This is a genomic window from Rhizobium sp. No.120, assembly GCF_054558365.1.
Genome location: NZ_BAAJNQ010000003.1, coordinates 275,905 through 288,603 on the forward strand (window position 1 = coordinate 275,905; position 12,699 = coordinate 288,603).

Sequence of the window (12,699 nt, forward strand, 5' to 3'; positions counted from 1 at the left end):
GTGCCTTATGTCTTCCATTCTGGATTTGCCCAGCATGTCGCGCCGTTCCCTGCTGCAAGGCCTCAGCGCCACAGCGGCGCTGATCGTGCTGCATCCTTTCGCAGCCCGCGCTGCGAGCAATCAGGCGCATCTGCGCCTCATGGAAACGACCGACATTCACGTCAATGTCTTCCCCTATGATTACTATGCCGACAAGCCGAACGACACGATGGGCCTGACGCGTACGGCAACGATCATCGATAATATCCGAGCGGAAGCTACCAACTCGCTCCTGATCGACAATGGCGACGTGCTGCAGGGTAACCCGATGGGCGATTACATGGCTTATCAGCACGGCATGAAGGACGGCGACGTCCATCCGGTCATCAAAGCGATGAACACGCTCGGCTACTCCGTGGGTACGCTCGGCAATCACGAATTCAACTATGGCCTCGATTTCATGTTCAAGGTGCTGGCCGGCGCGAACTTCCCCTTCGTCTGCGCCAACCTGACCAAGGGCCAGCTTGCTTCCGACCCGACAAAGGACGACCTGTTCTTCAAGCCCTATCTGATCCTCGAAAAGAAGATCAAGGACGGCGCCGGCAATGAAAGCCCGATCAAGATCGGCTTCATCGGCTTCGTGCCGCCGCAGATTATGCTCTGGGACATCAAGAACCTCGAGGGCAAGGCGCAGACCCGCGATATCGTGGAAGCCGCCAAGGCCTGGGTTCCGGTCATGAAGGCGGAAGGCGCCGATATCATCATCGCCCTCTCGCATTCCGGCATCGACGGCAGCGGCCAGAGCGAGAAGATGGAAAATGCTTCGCTCTACGTCGCTGCGGTCGATGGTATCGACGCTATCTTCACCGGCCACCAGCATCTTGTCTTCCCCGGCCCGAAGACCTGGGATGGCATCAAGGATGCCGATCCGGTCAAGGGCACGCTGCACGGCAAGCCTGCCGTCATGGCCGGCTTCTGGGGCTCGCATCTCGGCCTCATCGATCTGTTGCTCGAAAAGGATGGCAAGAGCTGGAAGATCGTCGACTTCACTTCCGAGGCACGCCCGATCTACCATCGCGACGACAAGAAGAAGGTCATCGCTGACGTCGCCGACAAGAAGGAAGTCGTCGAAGCCGCCAAGGCCGAGCATGAGGCGACGCTGACCTACGTCCGCACGCCCGTCGGCAAGACGTCTGCGCCGCTCTATTCCTACTTCGCGCTGGTCGCCGACGATCCCTCTGTGCAGGTCGTCAGCCAGGCGCAGATCTGGTACATCAAGAACATATTGAAGGAGACGCAGTACAAGGACCTGCCGGTTCTTTCGGCGGCGGCCCCCTTCAAATGCGGCGGGCGCAACGGCGCCGACTATTATACGGACGTTCCCGCCGGCAATGTCGCCATCAAGAACGTCGCCGACCTCTACCTTTATCCGAATACGGTTCAGGCGGTCGTCATCAATGGCGCGCAGGTCAAGAACTGGCTGGAAATGTCGGCCGCTATGTTCAACCAGGTTCAGCCGGGTGCCAAGGATGCGGACCTGATCAACAGCAGCTTCCCATCCTACAACTTCGACGTCATCGACGGCGTCACCTACCAGATCGATGTCTCGCAGCCACGCCGCTTCGGCGATGACGGCAAGGTTCTGAATGCCGATGCAAACCGCATCCAGAACCTACAGTTCAATGGCAAGCCGATCGACCCCGCGCAGAAGTTCCTGGTCGTCACTAACAACTATCGCGCCGGCGGCGGCGGCAATTTCCCGGAAATCGCAGCGGATAAGGTCGTCTATCAGGCACCGGACACCAACCGCGACGTCATCGTGCGCTATGTCCACGAGCAGGGCACGATCAACCCGACCGCCGACGGCAATTGGACCTTCAAGCCACTGGCGGACACGACCGTACGGTTCCAGAGCTCGCCGAAGGCCAAGGATTTCCTCGATCAGATCAAGAGCGTGAAGATCGAAGACGCTGGCGAAGGTGCTGACGGCTTCCGCAGCTATCGGCTGGTGCTGTAAGCACGAATGCCATCGTCCTCTCCTCTCATTTGGGGAGAGGACTTTCTCACTCCGCCGCCAGACGCTTGTCTCCCGGATGGAACATCTCGACGGCGGACTTGAAGTCCTCGTGATTCGGGCATCGCGACAGACGATCACGGAAAGCTTCGATCATCCAGGCAGCCGCAGGGCCAGGGGGATTGTCCACCTTGCGTATGGCATAGAGTGGATATTCGCTCTGGTCATAGGCATCGAGAGCCAAAGGCACCAGCCGTCCCTTCTGCAGATCCTCCATGATGAACGAAGCCGGAAGGCCACCCCATCCCAAACCACCGCGGATCAGCTGATGCTTGGTGGCGATATCGCTGAGATGCCAGATCTTGTAGGACAGGACGTTGAAATCCTTGCCATTGGTAAGGTTTGACGCGTCGGTGACGACCAGTTGCACCTCTTCGCGCACGTCGGCAAGCGTCAGCGGCCGTCCCAGCAGAGCGAGCGGATGCGTCGGAGCTGCGACCGGCATCATGAAGGAATGTCCGATGCGCTCGATGACCAGGGCATCATCCTGCTTCAACACCGAGCCGCCGATACCAATCGTCGACTTGCCGCTGGCAACCAGCTCCAGCATCGAACCAAGTTCACCGGTGTCGAGGCGCAGGGAAACATAAGGGAAGCGATCGCGGAATTCCCGCAGCACATCGACGGTCGCGTGCACCGGCACCATGACGCTGATGGCGACAGCCACCTCCGCCTCAAGGCCGCTCTTCAAGCCCTTCACGCGTGCGCGCATTACCTGCAGATCGGAAAGGATGCGGCGAGCATCCTCCAGCATCACCCTGCCCGCATCCGTCAGCCTCGGCTGGCGCGAGCCGGAGCGCTCGAACAGCGGCATTTCGAGCTGGGCCTCCAGATTGGCAATCGTGTAGCTGATCACCGACTGCGCGCGGTTGAGCGTGCGCGACGCAGCGGAAAAACTGCCCGACTCGGCTACGGTCAGAAAGACCTGCAATTGGTCAAGGGTGGGATTGGGGAGCATCTGCCATCCATTCTATCGATAATTCCAATCCATATTATCATAGTTTTTCTCGATAGCACTGACGACTTATTTATGGAGGCGAACGTGATCGGACTCTCCCAGCCGATTTAGCAACTCATTGAAAAGGAAAACGGATATGTCCTCCATTCTGCTTCTGACCTCCAGCCCGCGTCCGGACTCGCTCTCCACGAAGATCGCCACCGAACTGGCCGAGAAGATCAAGGCCAACAATCCGGGCAAGACGCTCGTCAAGCGCGACCTCGCTGCCGACAATCTGCCGCACATCGACGGCCCCTTCACGGTCGCCATCCGCACGCCGGCCGACGCCCGCACGCCCGAGCAGCAGGAACTGGTCAAGGTTTCCGACGCGCTGATCGACGAGCTGCTGGCAGCCGACACCCTGGTCATCGGCACCGGCCTCATCAACTTCAACATCTATTCCTCGCTGAAGACCTGGATCGACAACGTCGCCCGCGCCGGCCGCACCTTCACCTACACGGAAACCGGCCCGAAGGGCCTTGCCACCGGCAAGAAGGCCTATATCGTGCTTGCTTCCGGCGGCGTCTACTCCGAAGGCCCGGCTGCCCCGCTGAACCATGCCGTTCCTTACCTGAAGTCGGTTCTCGGCTTCATCGGCATCACCGATGTCGAGACCGTTTACATCGAAGGCGTTGCTTTTGGTCCGGAAGCTGCCGAAAAGGCCCTCGGCGCCGCCCAGGCCCGCGCGTCGGAGCTGGCTCTCGCCGCTTAAGCGACTGCATTTTTTTGATGATGACAGGCGGCCGGCTTCAACCGGCCGCTTTGCTATTCCGCCTGCGGCAGCGCCTTTACGAACCGCTTTACGGTCTCCAGAATTTCGGTCGAAAGAGCCTCGTCATCCGCCACGCGAGCGAGGCCGAGCGCACCGGTCATCAGGCAGGAGGCGATGATCGCCTTGCGTCTGGCTTCGGCTGTCTCCGGTTTCGGCATGCGCGCCGTCATCGCATCGAAATTTCGTCGCAGGCCTTCCGTCGCAACGGCCCGGACTGTATCGCTGCTGCGCGCCAAATCCGCCGTCAGCGCCGCATAGGCGCAGCCCTCGCCGCAACGATCCCGGTGACCTTCGCTGAGATAGGTATCCACATAATCGTTGAGTGAGACGCTTCCAGGATCGATCCCCTTTTCTTCCTGCTGTCGCCGCCATGACCCGATCGCCGATTCCACGGCTTCCGCCACCAGTTCGTCGCGAGAGGCGAAGTGCTTGTAGAAGCCGCCGACGGTAAGCCCCGCCTCCTTCATGAGGTCGGCAACGCCGATACCTTCCAATCCTTCCTCACGCAAACGCTTGGCGGCGAGCGTCACGATGCGCTCGTGCGTCTTCTGCTTTTCCAATTGCGAGCGGCCCATCGAAAATCCTTTCGTGCCCGGCTTGACAAAATGGATTACGATCATAATCCTTATAGATAACGATCATAATCCAGATCGTGGTAAAAGCCAACAGGAGCAACGAACATGCGTCTCAAGAACAAGGTCGCCGTCATCACCGGCGGAAACAGCGGCATCGGACTGGCCACCGCCCGCCTCTTCCTCGCCGAAGGCGCCAAGGTCGCCATAACAGGCCGCAATGCCAAGACACTGGCTGCGGCAGCGGAACAGCTCGGCGGCGGCGTGCTGGCCTTGCAGGCCGACACCACCGATATCCCGGCCATGGAGAGAGCCTTTACCGAGGCGGCGGAGAAGCTTGGGAAATTCGATGTGGTCTTTGCCAATGCCGGCATTGCCGGGGATACACCGCTCGGAAAAACGACGCTTGAGCAGTTCGAGACCATCGTCCGCATCAATTTCACCGGCGTCTTCTTCACCGTGCAGGCCGCGTTGCCGTATCTGAACGATGGCGGCTCCGTGATCCTGAACGGCTCCGTCCATGCTGTTCTCGGCATTCCCGGCGCTTCGGCCTATGCCGGCACGAAGGGCGCGGTTCGCGCCATGACCCGCAATCTTGCTTCCGAGCTTGCGCCCCGCGGCATCCGCGTCAATCAGGTGACGCCCGGCGCCACCAAGACGCCGATCTGGGAACCGCGCGCCAGCACGCCGGAGGCGCTGGATGCGCTGCAGGCCCGATTTGGCAGCCTCAGCCCGCTCGGCCGCATGAGTGAAGCCGACGAAATCGCGAAAGCTGCACTTTATTTCGCGTCAGACGATTCCGCCAACGTGACGGCGATCGAAATCACCGTCGACGGCGGCGCGATCAACGCTCCATCCGGCGCGAAGATATTCCGCGCGGCTTGAAGCCTGCGAATTATCGATCATTAAATGTCAGTGAGTGACAGGCCGCCAAAGCAGATGTAGAGGCGGCCTTGCCGAAACCCATTGCCGCAACGGACGACTTTTGCAATGCTCTGATCCCGAGCGGACAGGCCTCTTTTTAGCGCCGTTCTTCGCACAAAAATGCCAGCCAACTGGGCAGCGACGGCCCGAATAAAGAGAAAAAGATGGTGATTCCGTTGTATACGCCGCGACATTTCCGGCCCCTAAGTACCTGGCACATATCCGGCTGGCGCATCAAGGCTTACGGCATTTCTGCGCACGCCCCGGAGAAGGAACAGTTCCTTCAGCCGGAATTGATCACTGCAGCACGCTCTTTCATCGAAGCCAATCTTGGCCGTATGGACGTGACGCCCCATTATTCCGCCGGCTTCGTTGTCCTTCATCACGGTAGTAGCGCAAAGACCTTGTTGACCCAATGGTGGGTAAACGAGTGCGTTTGCATGCAATACGCTGCTCAATCGGACTATTCGGGACAACCAAACTTTTCATTCACCAAGAGCGATCTTATGGCCTGCGCTTACGAGCTGGTCGCTATTGATTTCGAACGACGCGCCTGGATTTCGACAGTCATGTCGGGAAAGCCGATGGAAGCCTATCTGGAAAGCTGGCTACCGGGCGGTCTCTACTGACACCGCTCGCCATCGTCTGCACCGTCCGACAATTAAACCTGGCGGACTTTTTCGCCGTCGCCAAAGAGACCGGCGCCGTTCTGATCGATGATCTGCTGGCCCTTGCGGAAGGTCGATTCCACGGCATCGTCGGACGAGCTGAAGACATCGGCGCGGATGAAATTGCGCACCAGGATCTCGCCGTTCACATCCTTCTCGATCCGGCCCATGAGACGGAACTGATTGCCCTCGCGCTGCGGCGTCGCATAGATCGTGCAGCCGGCATGCACTTGGGGCTCGACGTTAACTGTCGAGCCGCCGGACTTTTCAGTGCCAGCCTGCGATGCGCCACCGGTGAAGATCGAAAGGATATTTGAAAAGAACGAAGCCATGGATCGCCTTTAGCATGAAGGTTGCAGGGTCGCAAAGTCAAATGATCAGGTTTGCCAGGATCTCGTTTTCGGTGATGTCCTCGTAGCCCATGCCGGAACTTTCAAAATTGGCGATAAGCTGCTTGAAATTATCCGGATTCTTCGTCTCGATGCCGATCAGGATAGAGCCGAAATTGCGGGCGCTCTTCTTCAAGTATTCGAAGCGGGCGATATCGTCTTCCGGCCCGAGCATGTTGAGGAAATCGCGAAGCGCGCCGGGGCGCTGCGCCAGCCGCAGGATGAAGTATTTCTTCAAGCCCGCATAGCGCATGGCGCGCTCCTTGACGTCAGGCAGGCGCTCGAAGTCGAAATTGCCGCCGGAGACGACGGCAACGATGGTCTTGCCACGGATGGCGTCGCGATCGAGCTTTTCCAGCGCCGTGATCGCCAGCGCGCCGGCCGGCTCCAGCACCACGCCTTCCACATTCAGCATATCGGTGATGGTGACGCAGATGGCGTTTTCCTCGATGAGCTTGACCTGCTCGGCCGCAAAGCTCTTCAGCGCGGCGAAGTTCAGCTCGCCGATGCGGCCAACGGCGGCGCCATCGACGAAATTATCGACCTTGGCGAGCGTCACCACCTGCCCCGCCTCGATGCTGCGGCGCAGGCTCGGCGCGCCGGCAGGCTCGGCGAAGATGAAAGCCTCGCAGGGGAGCTTATCGGCAAAATAGCCGGTGATCCCTGCCGCAAGGCCGCCGCCGCCGACGGGAAGAAGGACGTGATCGGGGATAACGCCATCAGGCAGTTGCTCTGCGATTTCGGCCGCCACCGTCGCTTGCCCCTCGATGATATCGGTGTGATCGAAAGGCGGCACCATAACACCATCGATCTGTTCGACATACTCGCGGGCCGCCTGATAGCACTGATCGAAGAAATCGCCGAAGAGCCTGATGGTAATGAACTCGCCGCCGAAAATGCGGGTCTTGTCGATCTTCTGCTGCGGCGTCGTCACGGGCATATAGACGACGCCCGGCACCTTGAAATGCCGGCAGACGAAGGCAAAGCCCTGTGCATGATTGCCGGCGGAGGCGCAGACGAAAGTCTTTCCCGTACCGCCCTCGGCAATCACCTTACGGAAGAAATTGAAGGCGCCGCGGATCTTGTAGGAACGGACCGGCGTGAGATCCTCACGCTTCAGCCAGATATCGGCGCCATAGTGGGCGGAGAGATGCTCGTTCAGCTGCAGCGGCGTTACGGGAAAGAGGCCACGCATGGCCTCTGTGGCTTCGAGAACAGTCTGCTTGTCCACCGTCTATCCGTCCTTCTTCAATCAGCTTCCGCTATGGCACAGGAAAGATGAGCAAAGAAAGCCTGTTTATTGCGCTTTCGGACCTGTGACGGCGATATTCGCCGCACTGACGCGTCATTAACTATTTATGCCCCTGACTGCGGAAACTCCTAAATCTGCGAGTTGACAGCCAAGCTCCCCCCGCGTCCAATATGACACAGCCATCATGATGATGGTTAGAGGCCCGCCCTAAAACCGATCCGTCGGCTCCGGCGGGCTTCGCTTATCCATACAGGCATTAACTTATACTTGTGCATAGGATTGAGAATCGCGCGAAAGATGTTTATCCCAGTTTTGCTCAAGGGGAGAACATTGTCATGCGCCTTATGCGCCCAGCTATAATCGCTTTCACTCTTGCGATGCTTGCTTCCTGCGCCTCGCAGGAAAAAAGCTTCGAGAAGAACATCCCCATTATGAAGGAAAGCCCGACGGCACGAGCGCAGGTCATCGACAAGTGCATGTCGCAGCGCCTGCCACCGGAAACACTGGATGAAATCGCTTTCTACGTCAAATCTCAACGAAGCGACGCAAAGCGGCTCTTTTGTCAGCGACTGATGAACGGTGTGGTATCGGGAAAGATCAGCTACGCCGATTTTAAGGCCATGTTCCAACAGAAGAAGGTGACACCGGCACTTGTCAGCGTTCTCAAGGGTAACTGAGCCGAGCATGTCAGACTCACGCCGATCGGTCCCTTCCTGCAAAACAATCCTTGACTGAATCGCTCAAGTGCTTGATGGGGAAAGGGACGCGGACGTGGCGAAACTGGTAGACGCAAGGGACTTAAAATCCCTCGGCCTTTGGCTGTACGGGTTCGACCCCCGTCGTCCGCACCAAAATCAAACTTCATCAAAATCCCAATGAAAAAGGCGCAGCTTTCGCCGCGCCTCTCTTAATCAATATGTGGAATTCAAATCAAGCCGTGAGCTTGGCAGCGATCTTGGCGACATGCGCGCCCTGATACTTTGCGGCTTCCAGTTCGATTTCGGAGGGCTGGCGGGAGCCGTCTCCGTTGGTGATGGTGGAGGCGCCGTAGGGCGAGCCGCCCTTGACTTCTTCCGTGCCCATTTGGCCCTGGAAGGCGTAAGGGAGGCCGACGACGGCCATGCCGTGGTGCAAGAGCGTCGGGATGAAGCCAAGGATGGTGGATTCCTGGCCGCCGTGCTGGGTTGCGGACGAGGTGAAGACCGAGCCGACCTTGCCGACGAGCTTACCGCCGAACCAGAGGCCGCCGGTCTGATCCCAGAAATTGCGCATCTGCGAGGCAACCGTGCCGAAGCGCGTGCCGGCGCCGACGATGATGGCGTCATACTCTGCCAGTTCGTCCGGGGTTGCGATCGGCGCTTCCTGATCGAGTTTGAAATAAGAGGCCTTTGCGACCTCTTCCGGAACGAGTTCCGGCACGCGCTTGACGGTGACTTCGGCACCGGTGGACTTTGCACCTTCTGCGACGGCATAGGCCATCTTCTCGATGTGACCATAGGAAGAATAATAAAGAACCAGAACCTTAGCCATAAGAACGTCTCCCGTTTGTTGGACGCGTTGAATGTCGGGGAATGTTGTATCAGCGATGCGACAAGGGCGCAGCCCCCACGCTCAGAACGCACTGTTCATCCTGCGTAGACGGAATTTCATTTGCAATATCCCTGCCGGAACAGGAGATCGCGCGAAAACGAGCGTTTGCATTCGCCGCAAACAGCGTTACCTATCTCGGACCGTTTTGAACGCGCCGACTGCGCATTGTCCTGGATATCTTCATGTCGAACGAAATCATTGTCACAGCCGCCATGCTGGCCATCGGCGACGAACTGCTCTCCGGCCGAACCAAGGACAAGAATATCGGCCATCTTGCCGATGTGCTGTTGATGGCCGGCATCGACTTGAAGGAAGTTCGCATCGTGGCCGACGACGAGGATGCGATCGTTTCCGCGCTGAACGCCCTGCGCGGCCAGTATGATTACGTCTTTACCTCAGGCGGCATCGGCCCGACCCATGACGACATCACCGCCGATGCCGTCGCCAAGGCATTCGGCGTGCCCTGCGAGCACGATGCCGAAGCCATGCGGATCATGGGCGAAATGTATGCACGGCGCGAGATGGAATTCACCGAGGCTCGCCAGCGCATGGCCCGGATGCCCGTGGGATCGAAGCATATCGCCAATCCGGTCTCGACTGCGCCCGGCTTCAACATCGGCAACGTTTACGTCATGGCCGGCGTGCCGCAGGTTTTCCAGGCGATGCTCGACAATGTCATACCGACGCTAAGGACTGGCGCAAAGGTGCTATCAACAGCGATTTCCTGCCCTTACGGCGAAGGCGAGATCGGCACGCCGCTCGGCCTCATCCAGAAGGCGCATCCCGATACCAGCATCGGTTCCTATCCGCGCTATGTCGGCCAATTCTTCTCGACCGAGATCGTCGTCAGAGGCCGCTCGGCGGAACTAGTCGAAAGTGTCGCAGCGGAAGTACGCGCGATGATCGAGGTCATTCGGCAGTCGAAAGCCAAGGAAAATCAGTCGGCTGACGCCTGACATTCAACGAGCGTGTGTACTTTCGAGGGAACCCTGAGGCCATTCCGAACATTATTTTATGGCGGAATGCTGATATCATGATCCGATCCAACCCTTCCGCATGGGAGATCTCTTCATGTCCTACAAAACGATAGTGACCGTTCTCGACAATCCCGACAATACGCGCATCGCTGCCGCGTTTTCGGCCGCCCTCGCAAAGGAGCACGGCGCCCATGTCGTCGGGCTTCATGCGGAAATTGTCTCGACTGTGCCACTGGTGGCGCCAATGGAGATCCCGGACCCTGTTGCGGTCCAGGCGCTTCAGGATGTCGCCCATAATCAGGCGGTCGAAATCGAACGGGTGTTCCGCTCGAAGATGGAAGCCGCCGGCATCGATTACGAATGGCACAGCTTTGCCAGCTCGGTCGGTTACGGCACCGAGCCGTTGATCGAAAGCGCCCGCAGCGCCGATCTCCTCGTGGCCGTGCAGCCGGATCCGTCGAAATATGCCGACACGCAGGTCGATGTCGAAACCTTCCTGTTCGACAGCGGCCGGCCGGTTCTGCTAATCCCCTACATTCTCAAGGAACCGAAGCCGGTCCGCCGCGTGCTGATCGCCTGGAACGGCTCAAAGGAAGTGGCGCGGGCCACCTTCGATGCGCTGCCTTTTCTCAAGGCCGCGGATTCGGTCGAAATCCTTTCCGTCAGCACATCGGAAAAGGACCCGCATCCGTCCAAGGAAACGGGTGTCCGGATAGCCGCGGCGCTGACGCGCCATGGCGTGCGCGCCAAGTTCGAGACGGCAGCCTGCACCGGCAAGTCGACGCCGTCGCAGGTCATCGAAAACCGGTTGGCCGACGACAGCATCGACCTGCTTGTTATGGGTGCCTATACGCATTCCTGGCTGTGGCAGATGATCTTCGGCGGCACCACGCGCACCCTGCTGCAATCAATGACGGCAATGACGCTGCTGGCCCGCTGATCGGCTGAAAGCTCAATTCCTATGGCAATCGGTGTGAATGTGCACCGGTTGCGCCCCCTGCAGGTCTTGCCTTTTGCCCGCAAATCCAGCAGAAAGCAGCGACCGATGACAGAATTCCCGCCAGGGAACCGTTCGCGCGGTCGAAGGGGCATGATCCCGAAAAGCCGAGGCTTATTCCGGATGAGATCCTGTTCAAGCAGATAGCAAGCGAATCGCGTTCCGGATTTGGTTTTTGGTCCGCGCCCGGCGCGGGGTCTGCTCAGGGTCGCCGGCGCCGCCGGTGCGTCATTATTCCATGCCCCGGAGCTTTCTGCCATGTCCCTGCCCGATAAAGCCTTTCCCGTATCCTGGGATCAATTCCATCGCGATGCGCGCGCGCTTGCCTGGCGGCTTGCCGGCCTCAACCGTGAATTCAAGGCAATCGTCTGCATCACCCGCGGCGGCCTCGTGCCGGCCGCCATCATCTCTCGCGAGCTCAATATCCGGCTGATCGAAACGGTCTGTGTCGCCTCGTATCACGATTATTCCAGCCAGGGCGAAATGAACCTGCTCAAGGGCATCGCACCGGAACTGTCGGTCAATGGCGGCGAAGGCGTCCTTGTCATCGACGATCTCACCGATACTGGCAAGACGGCCCTCGAAGTTCGCGCCTTGCTGCCGAAGGCGCATTTTGCTTGCGTCTACGCCAAGCCGACCGGCGTTCCTACCATCGACACCTTCATCACCGAGGTGAGCCAGGATACCTGGATCTACTTCCCCTGGGACATGGGTTTCACCTATCAAGAGCCGATCGCCAAGGGTCACCGCGGCTGATCTGCCTGGTATCGGCGCGCGAATCAGACCCGACCTGATCGCGATGCCTAAATATGATTCGAATAGTGGTAATAGAAGTGGGCGCTACGGCGCCCACTAGATTTAGGGGCGTCACATTGGCAGGAATGCGTGGGATTCAAGGGTTTCCACGCGAATCATGATGCGCCACAGCATGAATTTGCAGCGCTGCCAATGGCATCGAGGTCACGGTCACAATTTTGTCGCTTTCGACACCGGCGGTGATAATAGTTATTGCGCCAACGGTCGCATGAAGGGCGAGCATCCCTCCTCAAGCTCTTGAATCTCTTAACCTACTGGCGTTTCCCCAGTTTCCACAGGTAAGCCCACAAGATATTGTGGTTAGTAATCCGTTACGAACCACCCCTTGACGGAATCGGGTCTTTCAAAGTTAATGGACGACGTTGCGGCGGCGACTGGACCAGACGGGGTTACGAGGGCTGGTTCTCAATTCGAAATCGGATTTGGATTCAAGGCGATTCACCTATGCAGGTGGCCCGCCGCGAGAATTTTTGTGCCGATCTTGATGCTGCCGAAAAAATAGATGCGGGGACTGGCGGCAATAAGCTGTTAATACTATATTTAGTGTTTGCAGCCACCATCACCACAAGATACAGGAAAGACATCTCCGGGTGACACCTCCTGTCAGAAAGCGGATCAGAGACTGGCTGCGCGTTGAATTCGCGATGCCGGAATGAGAATTTTTGCGCCCTATTTTCTTGCGGGCACACAAA

At 58.6% G+C, this 12,699-nt stretch carries 13 protein-coding genes and 1 tRNA gene; 9 read left to right on the top strand and 5 right to left on the bottom strand.

The annotated features are described in order from the left end of the window. Positions 1 to 7: 7 nt before the first annotated feature. Positions 8 to 1,996: a bifunctional 2',3'-cyclic-nucleotide 2'-phosphodiesterase/3'-nucleotidase gene (locus ACYJRZ_RS12040; protein ID WP_459459165.1), complete on the top strand. Its 1,989-nt coding sequence runs from the start codon at positions 8 to 10 to the stop codon at positions 1,994 to 1,996. A 46-nt stretch (positions 1,997 to 2,042) separates the two neighbouring features. Here ACYJRZ_RS12040 and ACYJRZ_RS12045 read toward each other — a convergent pair whose 3' ends face one another. Further along, complete coding sequence (locus tag ACYJRZ_RS12045) at positions 2,043 to 3,011, bottom strand: LysR family transcriptional regulator (protein WP_459459166.1); 969 nt, start codon at positions 3,009 to 3,011, stop codon at positions 2,043 to 2,045. A gap of 136 nt (positions 3,012 to 3,147) precedes the next feature. Here ACYJRZ_RS12045 and ACYJRZ_RS12050 point away from each other — a divergent pair, with 136 nt between their 5' ends. Then, positions 3,148 to 3,762: an FMN-dependent NADH-azoreductase gene (locus ACYJRZ_RS12050; RefSeq protein WP_459459167.1), complete on the top strand. Its 615-nt coding sequence runs from the start codon at positions 3,148 to 3,150 to the stop codon at positions 3,760 to 3,762. A gap of 53 nt (positions 3,763 to 3,815) precedes the next feature. Here ACYJRZ_RS12050 and ACYJRZ_RS12055 read toward each other — a convergent pair whose 3' ends face one another. Continuing rightward, on the bottom strand, positions 3,816 to 4,397 hold the full coding sequence (locus ACYJRZ_RS12055) for a TetR/AcrR family transcriptional regulator (protein ID WP_459459168.1): 582 nt from the start codon (positions 4,395 to 4,397) through the stop codon (positions 3,816 to 3,818). 105 nt (positions 4,398 to 4,502) lie between these two features. Between ACYJRZ_RS12055 and ACYJRZ_RS12060 the strand changes: the two genes are divergently transcribed. Both ACYJRZ_RS12060 and ACYJRZ_RS12065 read left to right on the top strand, forming a co-directional pair. Beyond that, the gene (locus ACYJRZ_RS12060; RefSeq protein WP_459459169.1) at positions 4,503 to 5,279 is read left to right on the top strand and encodes an SDR family NAD(P)-dependent oxidoreductase; all 777 of its coding nucleotides are present in this window, start codon (positions 4,503 to 4,505) and stop codon (positions 5,277 to 5,279) included. A gap of 203 nt (positions 5,280 to 5,482) precedes the next feature. Further along, entirely contained in the window at positions 5,483 to 5,947 is a 465-nt protein-coding gene (locus ACYJRZ_RS12065; RefSeq protein ID WP_459459170.1) for a hypothetical protein, read from the top strand. Between the two features lie 32 nt (positions 5,948 to 5,979). Here ACYJRZ_RS12065 and ACYJRZ_RS12070 read toward each other — a convergent pair whose 3' ends face one another. Further along, positions 5,980 to 6,318, bottom strand: coding sequence for an HlyU family transcriptional regulator (locus tag ACYJRZ_RS12070; RefSeq protein ID WP_459459171.1), 339 nt, complete (start codon positions 6,316 to 6,318; stop codon positions 5,980 to 5,982). Positions 6,319 to 6,355: 37 nt separating this feature from the next. Then, positions 6,356 to 7,606 carry a threonine ammonia-lyase gene (ilvA, locus tag ACYJRZ_RS12075; RefSeq protein ID WP_459459172.1) on the bottom strand — a complete coding sequence of 417 codons (1,251 nt, stop codon included), beginning with the start codon at positions 7,604 to 7,606 and terminating at the stop codon, positions 6,356 to 6,358. Between the two features lie 356 nt (positions 7,607 to 7,962). Here ilvA and ACYJRZ_RS12080 point away from each other — a divergent pair, with 356 nt between their 5' ends. After that, on the top strand, positions 7,963 to 8,304 hold the full coding sequence (locus ACYJRZ_RS12080) for a hypothetical protein (protein ID WP_459459173.1): 342 nt from the start codon (positions 7,963 to 7,965) through the stop codon (positions 8,302 to 8,304). 88 nt (positions 8,305 to 8,392) lie between these two features. Continuing rightward, a tRNA-Leu gene (locus ACYJRZ_RS12085) sits at positions 8,393 to 8,478 on the top strand. Positions 8,479 to 8,557: 79 nt separating this feature from the next. Here the strand turns inward: ACYJRZ_RS12085 and wrbA are convergent. Continuing rightward, the gene (gene wrbA, locus ACYJRZ_RS12090; RefSeq protein WP_459459174.1) at positions 8,558 to 9,157 is read right to left on the bottom strand and encodes an NAD(P)H:quinone oxidoreductase type IV; all 600 of its coding nucleotides are present in this window, start codon (positions 9,155 to 9,157) and stop codon (positions 8,558 to 8,560) included. A gap of 242 nt (positions 9,158 to 9,399) precedes the next feature. Between wrbA and ACYJRZ_RS12095 the strand changes: the two genes are divergently transcribed. The 3 genes from ACYJRZ_RS12095 (at position 9,400) to gpt (ending at position 11,947) form a co-directional block, all read left to right on the top strand. Then, entirely contained in the window at positions 9,400 to 10,173 is a 774-nt protein-coding gene (locus tag ACYJRZ_RS12095; protein ID WP_459459175.1) for a competence/damage-inducible protein A, read from the top strand. A gap of 115 nt (positions 10,174 to 10,288) precedes the next feature. Beyond that, a complete protein-coding gene (locus ACYJRZ_RS12100; protein ID WP_459459176.1) occupies positions 10,289 to 11,134 on the top strand; it encodes a universal stress protein in 846 nt (281 codons plus the stop codon). A gap of 315 nt (positions 11,135 to 11,449) precedes the next feature. Further along, on the top strand, positions 11,450 to 11,947 hold the full coding sequence (gene gpt, locus ACYJRZ_RS12105) for a xanthine phosphoribosyltransferase (RefSeq protein ID WP_015339639.1): 498 nt from the start codon (positions 11,450 to 11,452) through the stop codon (positions 11,945 to 11,947). The last annotated feature ends 752 nt before the right edge of the window (positions 11,948 to 12,699 follow it).

What these genes read in the sequence shown, in the direction of transcription:
- ACYJRZ_RS12040 (WP_459459165.1), top strand. Translation starts at nt 8, where the DNA reads ATGTCTTCCATTCTGGATTTGCCCAGCATGTCGCGCCGTTCCCTGCTG.
- ACYJRZ_RS12045 (WP_459459166.1), bottom strand. Translation starts at nt 3,011, where the DNA reads ATGCTCCCCAATCCCACCCTTGACCAATTGCAGGTCTTTCTGACCGTA.
- ACYJRZ_RS12050 (WP_459459167.1), top strand. Translation starts at nt 3,148, where the DNA reads ATGTCCTCCATTCTGCTTCTGACCTCCAGCCCGCGTCCGGACTCGCTC.
- ACYJRZ_RS12055 (WP_459459168.1), bottom strand. Translation starts at nt 4,397, where the DNA reads ATGGGCCGCTCGCAATTGGAAAAGCAGAAGACGCACGAGCGCATCGTG.
- ACYJRZ_RS12060 (WP_459459169.1), top strand. Translation starts at nt 4,503, where the DNA reads ATGCGTCTCAAGAACAAGGTCGCCGTCATCACCGGCGGAAACAGCGGC.
- ACYJRZ_RS12065 (WP_459459170.1), top strand. Translation starts at nt 5,483, where the DNA reads ATGGTGATTCCGTTGTATACGCCGCGACATTTCCGGCCCCTAAGTACC.
- ACYJRZ_RS12070 (WP_459459171.1), bottom strand. Translation starts at nt 6,318, where the DNA reads ATGGCTTCGTTCTTTTCAAATATCCTTTCGATCTTCACCGGTGGCGCA.
- ACYJRZ_RS12080 (WP_459459173.1), top strand. Translation starts at nt 7,963, where the DNA reads ATGCGCCTTATGCGCCCAGCTATAATCGCTTTCACTCTTGCGATGCTT.
- wrbA (WP_459459174.1), bottom strand. Translation starts at nt 9,157, where the DNA reads ATGGCTAAGGTTCTGGTTCTTTATTATTCTTCCTATGGTCACATCGAG.
- ACYJRZ_RS12095 (WP_459459175.1), top strand. Translation starts at nt 9,400, where the DNA reads ATGTCGAACGAAATCATTGTCACAGCCGCCATGCTGGCCATCGGCGAC.
- ACYJRZ_RS12100 (WP_459459176.1), top strand. Translation starts at nt 10,289, where the DNA reads ATGTCCTACAAAACGATAGTGACCGTTCTCGACAATCCCGACAATACG.
- gpt (WP_015339639.1), top strand. Translation starts at nt 11,450, where the DNA reads ATGTCCCTGCCCGATAAAGCCTTTCCCGTATCCTGGGATCAATTCCAT.